This is a genomic window from Cellulomonas sp. HZM (assembly GCF_000708885.1).
Taxonomy (GTDB): domain Bacteria; phylum Actinomycetota; class Actinomycetes; order Actinomycetales; family Cellulomonadaceae; genus Cellulomonas.
On sequence record NZ_JEOE01000019.1, the window covers coordinates 45865 to 56803 of the forward strand.

The 10939-nt window shown below is 72.5% G+C and carries 7 protein-coding genes and 1 tRNA gene; 4 read left to right on the forward strand and 4 right to left on the reverse strand.

Features of this window, described 5'->3' with window-relative positions; genetic code table 11:
- Nucleotides 1–57 precede the first annotated feature (57 nt).
- From AW16_RS0111340 to AW16_RS0111355, 4 genes are all read right to left on the reverse strand, one after another.
- Nucleotides 58–3258, reverse strand: coding sequence for an Ig-like domain-containing protein (locus AW16_RS0111340; RefSeq protein ID WP_081861616.1), 3201 nt, complete (start codon nt 3256–3258; stop codon nt 58–60).
- A 236-nt stretch (nt 3259–3494) separates the two neighbouring features.
- Entirely contained in the window at nt 3495–4856 is a 1362-nt protein-coding gene (gene lysA, locus AW16_RS0111345; RefSeq protein ID WP_029290453.1) for a diaminopimelate decarboxylase, read from the reverse strand.
- Nucleotides 4853–6532, reverse strand: a complete 1680-nt coding sequence (gene argS, locus AW16_RS0111350) for an arginine--tRNA ligase (RefSeq protein ID WP_029290454.1) — start codon at nt 6530–6532, stop codon at nt 4853–4855. Before argS ends, lysA begins: the two co-directional genes overlap by 4 nt.
- A 9-nt stretch (nt 6533–6541) precedes the next feature.
- Complete coding sequence (locus AW16_RS0111355) at nt 6542–7825, reverse strand: CynX/NimT family MFS transporter (RefSeq protein ID WP_197021611.1); 1284 nt, start codon at nt 7823–7825, stop codon at nt 6542–6544.
- Between the two features lie 92 nt (nt 7826–7917).
- Here AW16_RS0111355 and AW16_RS0111360 point away from each other — a divergent pair, with 92 nt between their 5' ends.
- The 4 genes from AW16_RS0111360 to cysT all read left to right on the forward strand — a co-directional run bounded on the left by AW16_RS0111360 (nt 7918) and on the right by cysT (nt 10896).
- Nucleotides 7918–8571: a FadR/GntR family transcriptional regulator gene (locus tag AW16_RS0111360; RefSeq protein WP_029290456.1), complete on the forward strand. Its 654-nt coding sequence runs from the start codon at nt 7918–7920 to the stop codon at nt 8569–8571.
- Between the two features lie 52 nt (nt 8572–8623).
- A tRNA-Arg gene (locus tag AW16_RS0111365) sits at nt 8624–8696 on the forward strand.
- A gap of 296 nt (nt 8697–8992) precedes the next feature.
- The gene (locus tag AW16_RS0111370; RefSeq protein ID WP_029290457.1) at nt 8993–10045 is read left to right on the forward strand and encodes a sulfate ABC transporter substrate-binding protein; all 1053 of its coding nucleotides are present in this window, start codon (nt 8993–8995) and stop codon (nt 10043–10045) included.
- Nucleotides 10045–10896, forward strand: a complete 852-nt coding sequence (gene cysT, locus AW16_RS0111375; protein ID WP_029290458.1) for a sulfate ABC transporter permease subunit CysT — start codon at nt 10045–10047, stop codon at nt 10894–10896. The genes AW16_RS0111370 and cysT overlap by 1 nt, the downstream gene beginning before the upstream one ends.
- Nucleotides 10897–10939 lie beyond the last annotated feature (43 nt).

The following is a 10939-nucleotide window of genomic DNA, read 5'->3' on the forward strand; positions in this document are numbered from 1 at the left end:
GCACACCGCGAGGGGCGGCCCGGATGACCCGGACCGCCCCTCGCGTGCTGGGTGCGATCAGCTCAGCGTGAGCGTGCGCGCCTTCGACGTCGACGACTTCACGTTCGCCGAGCCGAGGTACTTCACCTTGACGGCGTACTTGCCGTGGACGACGCGCGGCAGGGTCACGGTGGCCTTGCCGTTCTTGACCTTCGCCGTGGTGACGATGGTCTTCGCGCCCTTCGCGGCCGGGTCCACGACCAGCTGGACCTTGCCCGTGGCCTTGACGCCCGCGACGGACACCTTGACCTTGACGGTGCGCTTCGAGCCGAGCGTGAAGGACGTCTTCGACGTCGCCTTGGCGACGACGAGCGACTTCGCGACGGCCGAGGACGACACGATCGAGCTGCCCGAGTAGCGCAGCTTCACCTTGTGCGTGCCCGCCGTGAGCGACTTCGGCAGCGCGAGCGTCGCCTTGCCGTGCGAGAGCGTCTTCTTCGCGAGCGTCTTCGAACCCTCGACGACCGACACCGTGCCGGTCGCTGCGCCGGCGGCCCCCGCGATCGACACCTTGACCGTCGCGGCCTTGCCGTAGTGAGCCTTGGACCACGAGATCGAGAGCGCCGGGGCGGACTTCACCACGTAGTCGGTCACCGTGACGGAGCTCGCGCCGGTGGTGCGGTCACCGGAGTACGAGACCGTCAGCGGGTGGCCGCCCACCGGGATCGACCGCGAGAGCGGGACGAGGGCGCCGCCGTCCTGGATCTTCGCGGTACCGACCACCGTCGAGCCCGACCGGACCGTGACGGTGCCGGTCGCGTTCGCCGGGAACACGAGCACGGGCAGAGCACCCGTGGTGCCCGCGTACTGCTCGACGTCCCCCGACAGCAGGTAGGACGTCGCGAGCGGGACGCCCACGCCGAGCTCCGCCGAGGCGGGCGCCACGTCGGCGTCGCCGGAGTACGAGACCGTCAGGGTGTGGTCGCCGACCGCGAGGTCCGCGGGGATCGACACCTTGGCGGCACCGTTCACCAGCGAGGTCGCGGCCGAGTGCCACGCGCCCTCGGAGACGGTCACCTTGCCCGTGGGCACGTTGCTCAGCAGCGCACCGGAGTCGGAACGAGCCGAGACCTTCACGGCCACCGTGCCGGCCTGGCCGTAGGCGCCCTTGGTGACCGTCGCCGCGATCGACGCGGGGTAGGCCGCGTGGAACGGGTAGGTCTTGCCCGCGACGGTCAGCGAGGTGATCGTCGAGTCGCCCTTCACGCCCGAACCGAGCGAGTAGCCGACCGAGAGGACCTGCGCACGCGGGTTCGCCGCGAGGTAGTCCGCGAGCGTGCCGAGCGAGGCGTAGCCACCGCCGTTGGACACCCCGAAGTAGTCCTTGTTGGTCCACCACATGCCGTGGCCGTAGAGGTCGCCCTCGTTGACCAGGTAGCCGTCCCAGGTGCCGTTGCCGTCACGGTCGATGCCGAGCTGCAGGCCCGGCAGGCCGCCGGTGTGGCCGTCGGCGAACGTGATGGCGGGCGCGCCGATCTGCGCGAGCGGGACGGGCTGCGCGAAGACGTGGTACGCCGCCGCCTTCGACTCGCTGCTCGCGTCGTCGGTCCACACGTGGACGCCCGACGTGGTCAGCACGTTGTGGCCCTTGCTCCGGGTGTCGGACAGGTCCTGGAAGAAGCTCAGCGACGTCACGGCGGGCTGCACGACCGCGGGGGTCGCCGGGACGGTCGCCGCCGAGCGGTCCGAGACGCCGTAGCGGATGTCCGAGACCAGGAAGCCCTGACCCTCGTTGGCGGCCACCGCGGGCTGCTGGCCCCACCCGTCGCCGTCGACCGGCACGCTCGGAGAGGCGCGGAACAGCAGCGAGTCGATGGTGCCGAGCGGGCCGCCCGCGTCCTTGGCGTACTTCTCGTACGTCCCGACGCGGCCGACGAACGTGCCGTCGACGGTGACGTCGGCGACGTCCTGCCCGTTCGTCACGAAGTGCTCGGCGATCGAGACCGTGTGCGGCACCGTCGCGTCGACGGCGGCGAGCGTCTTGCTCGTCCAACCCGACGTGTCGTTGGTGTCGCCGTTGGGCTTGGCCCAGATGGCGCCGATCTCGAGCTTGCCCGAGGCCGGGTTGTGCCACAGCGTGAACGAGCCGCCCGTGCGCGAGCCGCTGCCGTTGTCGGGCGCGACCTCGACCTTGAGGCCCGGCTGGAAGCCGCCGGTCGCCGAGGCGACCGTGAACGAGGCGTCGAACTGGTCGTGCGTCGCACCCGAGCCCTGCTCGCCCGCCGACTGCGCGAGCTGCGGGGTGACCAGCTGGGTGATGACGCCGCTCGTCGTGGCGTTGGAGATCCGCAGCGCGCCCTCGCGTGCGGCGGCGTCGACGCCGCTGTTCGTCGCGTACGTCCAGCCGTGCTGGTTGAGGTCGGCGAACTGGTCGTAGTCGCGCACGTTGAGCAGCGCCGAGGTCGCGGTGACCTTCTGCGCGGGCTCCACCACGAGGGCGGAGTCGCTGATCTCGTAGCTCCAGTCGTCGCCCGGGTCACCCAGGCCGGCGCGGATGAACGGCACGACGCGCGTGGTGCCCTCGGCGAACGCGCCGCTCCACCCGAGCTTCGGGGTCTGGCCGTTCTGGAAGTGCGTGACGACGCGACCGCGCGCGTCGAGCGCGACCAGGCGAGCCGCCCACGTCCCGTCACCCTTCACGGTGACGCTGTAGCGGAACGACGAGCCGGGGGCGACGGCCGACTGGTCGGCGTCGTCGAACGGCAGGCCGCACTGGTAGCCGGCGCCCTGGCCGAACAGGAACGAGTCGCCGGGGCCGAAGAACTGGTCGTTCGCGCACATGCCCGTGCCACGGTTCGAGTTGTCCTGCGCCCAGATGATCGCGTCGCCCAGGTGCTGCTCACCGATGAGCGAGCCGCGCGTCGGGGTCAGACCGTTCGTGAGGTCGCTCGCGAAGCCGACGCCGAACAGGTTGCCCTGGCTGGTCCAGTCGGAGGCCCACTCGTCCTCCGTGATCGTCGTCGTGAACGTCGCGGTGCGGTCCGCGCCGAGCGCCGCGAGGTCGATGCCTCGGTTCGCCTCGTAGCGGAGCGCCGAGCCCGCCGAAGTGTCCGCCTGCGGTCCGCTGAAGGTGCCGTCGTACGACGGCAGCGTGGTCGTGCCGGTCGTCGAGCCGGCCGGCGCGTCCGCCGCGAGTGCCGGCAGCGCCGACAGGGTCGTCACGCCGAGCGCGACGACCAGTGAGCCGGCGACCGCTGTCGCCCTGCGCTGATTCCTCATCGATGTCCTGTTCCCCTAGGACCCGCCCTCGATGGCGGGTTGCCGCAGGCGAACGTAGGGGCCGCCCCTGACACGGCGGCACCCTGACCAGGGCGAACAGTCCGGTTCCACCGAAAGGTCGAGGACGGCCCAGCGGGTGAAAAAAGCCGACGGACGGGACGGCGGGGGACGCCACCGGACGATCCGCCGGGGTGCGAGCACCCCGATCTGGATACGCCGTCCGGGTGGTCGGCGGCTCAGCCCTGGTCGAGTGCCAGCAGGTCCTCGACCGTCTCGCGACGCACCAGGACTCGGGACGCGGCGTCGCGCACCGCGACGACCGGCGGGCGCGGCACGTGGTTGTAGTTCGAGGCCATCGACCGCCCGTAGGCGCCGGTCGCGGCGACCGCGAGCACGTCCCCGGCGCGCACGTCCCCGGGCAGCTGCACCTCGTGGACGACGATGTCGCCGCTCTCGCAGTGCTTGCCGACGACGCGCGCGAGGACCGGCTCCGCCGAGGACAGGCGCCCGACGACCTCCGCGTGGTACCGAGCCCCGTACAGCGCGGGCCGGATGTTGTCGCTCATCCCGCCGTCGACCGACACGTAGGTCCGCACGAGCCCCTCGTCGACCCGAACGGGCTTGACCGTCCCGACCGTGTAGAGCGTGAGCCCGGCGGGGCCGACGATCGCACGCCCGGGCTCGATCGAGAACCGCGGCAGCGGCGTGCCCAGGGCAGCGGCCGACGACGCGACGGACGCGGCCACGTCCTTCGCGATCCGGTCCGGGTCGAGCGCGACCTCGCCGGGCAGGTACGCGATGCCGTAGCCGCCGCCGAGGTCGACCTCGTCGACGAGCACCCCGGTGCGCAGCGCGAGCGCGGCGCGCAGCTCGAGCACCGTGCGCGCGGCGACCTCGAACCCGGACGGGTCGAGGATCTGCGAGCCGATGTGCGAGTGGATGCCGAGCAGGTGCAGCTCGGGGCGCGCGACCGCGGCAAGCAGTGCCGTCATCGCGGGGCTGTCGGCGCCGTCGGCCGCGGCGACCGAGAGGCCGAACTTCTGGTCCTCGTGCGCGGTCGAGATGTACTCGTGCCCGCCCGCGTGCACGCCGGTGGTCACGCGCACCATGACGGGGGCGACGACGCCCGCGGCAGCCGCGAGCGCGGCGACCCTGTCCACCTCGACGAGCGAGTCGACGATGATGCGGCCGACGCCGGCGTCGAGCGCGGCCCGGATCTCGTCGTCCGACTTGTTGTTGCCGTGCACGCCGATGTGCGCACCGGGCACGCCCGCACGCAGGGCCACGGCGAGCTCGCCGCCGGTCGCCGTGTCGACGCGCAGCCCCTCCTCGTGCACCCATCGGGCGACCGCGACGGACAGCAACGCCTTGCCCGCGTAGTACACGTCCACACCGGCGCCCACCTCGGCGAACGCGGCCTCGAACGCGCGCCGGTAGCCGGCTGCGCGCGAGCGCAGGTCGGCCTCGTCGAGCACGTACGCGGGCGTGCCGTGCTGCGCGACGAGGTCCGCGACGGGCACCCCGGCGACCACCAGGGCGCCCTCGTCGTCTCGCGCGACGCCCGTGGACCAGGGCTCGCCGGGGATCGTCGTCGTCACATCCGCTCCGGAGCGGACACCCCGAGCAGCGCGAGGCCGTTGGCGAGCACCTGACGCGTCGCGTCGTTGAGCCACAGGCGCGTGCGGTGCACGTCGGTGACCTCCTCGTCGCCGAACGGCGTGACCCGGCGCTGGTCGTACCACTTGTGGTAGCCGCCGGCGAGGTCCTCGAGGTAGCGGGCGACGCGGTGCGGCTCGCGCAGCTCGGCGGCCTGCGCGACGATGCGTGGCAGCTCCGCGATCTTGCCGAGCAGCACGGCCTCGGACTCGTGGTCGAGCAGCCTCGCGTCGAACCCGTCCTCGCGACGCACGCCCGCCTCGGCGGCGTTGCGGCCCACGTTGACCGTGCGCGCGTGCGCGTACTGCACGTAGAACACCGGGTTCTCGTTCTTCGCGCTGGCCAGCAGGTCCAGGTCCAGGTCCAGCGTGGTGTCGGCCGACGAGCGGGCGAGCGCGTACCGCGCGGCGTCCACCCCGACGGCGTCGACCAGGTCGTCGATCGTCAGGATGGTGCCCGCGCGCTTGGACATGCGCACCGGCTGCCCGTCCTTGACGAGGTTCACCAGCTGCCCGATGAGCAGCTCGAGGTTCACGTGCGGCGTGTCCCCGAACGCGGCGCACACCGCCATCATGCGGCCGATGTACCCGTGGTGGTCCGCGCCGAGCATGATGACGACGCGGTCGAACCCGCGCTCGCGCTTGTCGAGGTAGTAGGCGATGTCGCCCGCGATGTAGGCGGCGTTGCCGTCCGACTTGATGACGACGCGGTCCTTGTCGTCTCCGAAGTCGGTGGTGCGCAGCCACGTCGCGCCGTCCTGGTCGTACATGTGGCCGAGCTCGCGCAGGCGGGCGACGGCCCGGTCCACCGCGCCCGACTCGTGCAGCGAGTCCTCGTGGAAGTACACGTCGAAGTCGACGCCGAAGTCGTGCAGCGACTTCTTGACCTCGCCGAACATGAGCTCGACGCCGCGGGCACGGAACGCCTCGGTCGCCTCGGCCCGCTCGAGCGTGCGCGGGTCCGGCTCGCCCGCGGCGGCCGCGTCCGCGACCACCTGGCCGGCGATCTCGGTGATGTAGTCGCCGCCGTAGCCGTCCTCGGGCGCCGGCTCGCCGAGCGCGCGCGCGAGCAGGGACCGCGCGAAGCGGTCGATCTGCGCGCCGTGGTCGTTGAAGTAGTACTCGCGCGTGACGTCCGCGCCCGACGCCTCGAGCACGCGCGCGAGGCTGTCCCCCACCGCGGCCCAGCGCACGCCGCCGATGTGCAGCGGCCCCGTCGGGTTGGCGGACACGAACTCGAGGTTGACCTTGACGCCCGCGAACCCGTCGCCGCGCCCGTAGGCGGTGCCCGCGTCGACGACCGAGCGCGCGAGCTCGCCCGCCGCGGCGGCGTCGAGCCGGATGTTGAGGAAGCCGGGCCCGGCCACGTCCACCGACGCGACGCCGTCGACCGCGGTGAGACGCGAGGCCAGCTCGGTCGCGAACGCGCGCGGGTTGGTGCCCGCCTTCTTGGCGAGCTGCAGCGCCACGTTGGTGGCCCAGTCACCGTGCTCGCGCTGGCGCGGGCGCTCCAGGTGAACGGTGGCGGGGACGTCGTCGGCCGCGAGGGCGAACGTCCCGTCGTCGACGGCCTGCGCGAGGGCGGCCGTGATGGCCTGGGCGAGCTGCTCGGGGGTCACCCGGGGAGTTTACCGGGGCGCGGAGGCCGTCCCGGCGGTGTCCACGACGACGGTCTCGGGCCCGATCATCGTCGGCCGGCATGCGAACCAGGCAGCCGTCAGCAGCACGACGAGGCACCCGAGCAGCACGACGATCGGCGCGTCCCAGCCACCCGTCGCCTCGTACAGCGCCCCGATCCCCACGGGCCCGACGCCTGCGATCACGTACCCCGTGCCCTGGACCATGCCGGACAGCGCGATCGCGGTCGCGGGAGTCGTGCTGCGCAGGCCGAGCAGCGCGAGCAGCACGGGGAACGACGACGGGCCGATGCCGAGCAGCACCATCCACACCGCGGTGCCGTGCGCGGGCGTCGTCAGCAGCCCCACGTACCCGATCGCCCAGCACGTCACGAACGCGACCACCACCGGGTAGGGGTTGCGCAGCCGCTGGGCCAGGACCGGCCCGAACAGCGACATGGGCGCGCCCAGCACCGCGAACAGCGCGAGCCAGCGCCCGCCCTCGTCGGCCGGGAGGCCCGCGTCCGCGAGCAGCTGCGGGATCCACGCGAACCCCACGTACGTGCCGAGCGAGTTCATGCCGAACATGACGGCCATCGCCCACGCCTGCCGCGAGCGCCACACCGTCCGCACCTCGGTGCCGTCCGTGTGCCCCAGCGCGCCGGGGCCCGTGGGCTGGGGTGCGCGGCGCAGGATCGCGCCCAGGTGCGCGCGTGCCGACGCCGACCGGACGATCACGATGGCCCACGGCACCACCGCCGCGAGCCCGACGACCGCCCACACGCCGATCGCGACGCGCCAGCTGGTGGCCTGCGCGAGCGGGAGCGCGAACAGCGGCGGCACCGCGGTGCTGACCGACAGCGCGACCGAGTAGGACGCGGTCACTGCGCCGATGCGGTCCGGGAAGTACCTCTTGACCAGCGGCGGGAGCAGCACGTTGCCCATGCCCATGCCGGCCAGCGCGATCATCGACCAGCCCAGGAAGGCCGGTGGCGACGAGACGAGCGCGCGCGCCACCTCGCCGCCCGCGCTGAGCAGCAGCGCCGCGACCATCGTCGGCTCGAGCCCGAAGCGCCGCGCGAGCGGCGTGGCGAGCGAGCCGAACAACGCGAACGAGATCACCGGGATGGTGCCGAGCAGGCCGACCTCGGTGGCGGTCAGGTCGACGTCCTGGCGGACCACGTCGACGATCGGAGAGACCGCGGCCACCGCGATGCGCAGGTTCAGCCCGACGAGCACGATCCCCGCGAGCACCACCAGCCGGCCGCGCCACGGGGCGGGCGCTGCTGCGTTCACGTGGGTGCTCCTGGATTTCGCGTGGGGTCTGGCGGCGGGCCGTGCCGCCCGTGTTGACTGCACCCCATGCCTGGGATCGGAGCCTAACCCGCATGCCTCGACGGACCGGACTCATCGACTCCACGGTGGAGGCCCTGCGCGCACGCATAGCAGGCGGCGAGTGGCCCGTGAGCAGCCGCATCCCGCCCGAGCCCGCGCTCGTAGAGCTGCTCGGTGTGGGCAGGAACACGGTCCGCGAGGCGGTGCAGTCGCTGGTCCACGCGGGGCTGCTCGAGCGCCGGCAGGGCTCGGGGACGTACGTGCTGTCGACGTCCGAGCTGGCCGTCAGCATGGTCCGCCAGATCGCCGACGCGGGTCAGCGCGACGTGATCGAGGTGCGGCGCGCGCTCGAGGTCGAGGCCGCCCGGCTCGCGGCTCGTCGGCGCAACGCCACCGACGCCGCGACCCTCATGGACCTGCGCGACGAGCGCTCGCGGGCCTACCTCGCCGCGGACATCGACGCGATGGTGCAGACCGACCTCGCGCTGCACCGCGCGATCGTCCGCGCGGGCGCCAACCCCGTGCTGCTGTCGCTGTACGACAACCTCATCGACGCGATCGGCGAGAACATCCGCTTCAACTTCGTCACCGACACCCACGGGCACGACGCGCACGACGCGCTCGTCGAGGCGGTCGTCGCGGGCGACGACCGGGGCGCCGTCGCCGAGACGTCCCGCTACCTGTCCGCGCTGCTGGGCGAGGCGTGATCGGCTGGTAGTCTCGGGGCCGCACACCAGCCCGCCTGCCGGGCAGGTGCATGCGCCCGTAGCTCAGTGGATAGAGCGTCTGCCTCCGGAGCAGAAGGTCGAAGGTTCGAATCCTTTCGGGCGCACGCAGAAGGGCCGCACCACGCCACGTGGTGCGGCCCTTTCTTTGTGTCGTCACGCCGAGCGCGCGTGCGGCGACGCGAGCGCGCGTCGCGCGCCGTGCGCGCTCGTGCCGTATGACGCGCGGTCAGCGGATGGCCGGCTGATGGTCGGCGAGGGCCGACGACGGGCGACGAGGGCGGATGCCCATCATCCGGACAGGCGTTGTGCGCGAGCGCGGGGCGCTGTTTGAATCCCGACTGTTCTGATCGGATACCTCGGAAAACGCCGAGCGCCGACCCTCCCAAGGAGACCAGTCACCATGACGTCCACCCTGCACCGGGCCTTCGCCCGGACGCCCTCTCGAGTCGCCGCCCTCGTCGCCGCCGCGTCCCTGATGGCTGTCGCGGGGTGCAGCAGCTCCTCGGAGAACGACGCGTCGAGCACGGCCGGGAGCGGCGCGGGCAGCAGCACCGTGAACCTCGTCGGCTTCGCCGTCATCCAGTCCGCGTACGACGACCTCGCCAAGGGCTTCGCGGCCACCGACGCCGGCAAGGGCGTCACGGTCAAGGGCTCGTACGGCGCGAGCGGCGCCCAGAGCCGCGCGGTCATCGCGGGCCAGAAGGCCGACGTCGTCGCGCTCTCGCTCACGCCCGACGTCAACAACATCGTCGACGCCGGCCTGATCGACAAGACGTGGGCCGACGACGCGAACAAGGGGATCGTGTCCGACTCGGTCGTCGTCATCGCCGTGCGCAAGGGCAACCCCAAGCACATCACCGGCTGGGACGACATCGTCAAGCCGGGCGTGGGCATCGTCACGGCCGACCCCGGCACGTCGGGCTCGGCCAAGTGGAACCTGCTGGGCGCGTACTCGCAGGCGCTCGGCGCTGACCTCAGCGACAAGGCCGCGGCGCAGGACTACCTCGGCAAGTTCGTCAAGAACGTCGTGAGCTGGAACGACTCGGGCCGCACCGCGACCGACGCGTTCGTCAAGGGCACGGGCGACGTGCTGATCTCGTACGAGAACGAGGCGATCGCGGCCCGCGCGGCGGGCGAGGACCTCGACTACATCGTGCCCAGCACGACGTTCCTCATCGAGAACCCCGCGGCGGTGACGACCAAGGCCGTGCCGGCTGCGAAGGCGTTCCTCGACTACGTCCGCAGCGACGCCGGGCAGCAGGTCCTGGGTGCGCACGGGTTCCGCTCGGTCAGCGGCGCGAAGCCGACGAGCGACGTGAAGGGCGCCAACGACCCGGCGAACCCGTTCCCCGCGGTCAAGGCGATCACGGTCGCCGACCTCGGCGGCTGGAGCACGGTCAACGACGAGCTGTTCGACAAGGACAACGGCCTCGTCGCGAAGCTGCGCGGCTGATGACCCTGCTCGCACGGCTGGACCGGGTGGCGCCCCCGACGACCTCACGTCGGGGGCGCCGCCCGGGCGCGGTCAGCGGGGGTGCCGGCCTGGGGCTCGGCGTCGGCGTGCTGTGGCTGTCGCTGCTGGTGCTGCTGCCGATCGCGGCGCTCGTCTCGACCGCGTTCGAGGACGGGCTGTCCGGCTTCTGGGCCGCGGTCACGGACCACGAGGCGGTGTCGGCGATCACGTTCACGGTCGGCGCCGCGGCGCTCGTGACGGTGGTCAACGCGGTGATGGGCACGCTCATCGCGTGGGTCCTGGTGCGTGACCAGTTCCCCGGCAAGCGCGTGGTCGAGGTGGTCATCGACGTGCCGTTCGCGCTCCCGACGATCGTCGCGGGGCTCGTGCTGATCACGCTGTACGGCCCGGGCGGCCCGTTCGGCATCAACCTGGTGGGCACGCGCGCGGGCGTGGTGCTCGCGCTGCTGTTCGTGACGCTGCCGTTCGTCGTGCGCTCCGTGCAGCCCGTGCTCATCGACGCGGACCGCGAGGTCGAGCAGGCCGCGGCCTCGCTGGGCGCGTCCGGGTTCACGACGTTCCGCCGCGTGATCCTGCCGACGATCGTGCCCGCCGTGGTGTCCGGCGCCGCGCTGAGCTTCGCGCGTGCGCTCGGCGAGTTCGGGTCCGTCATCCTCATCTCCGCGAACCTCGTCGGGAAGACCCAGGTGTCGTCGTCCTACATCCTCAAGATGATCGAGTCCGCCGAGCCCGTCTCCGCCGCCGCGGTGGCGACGCTGCTGCTCGCGGTCGCCGTCGTCGTGCTCGTGCTGCTCGACGTGGTCCAGCGCCGGACGGCCCGCCGTGGCTGACCTCCTCGAGCGTCCGACGACGCCGCCGACCACCCCCCCGCCG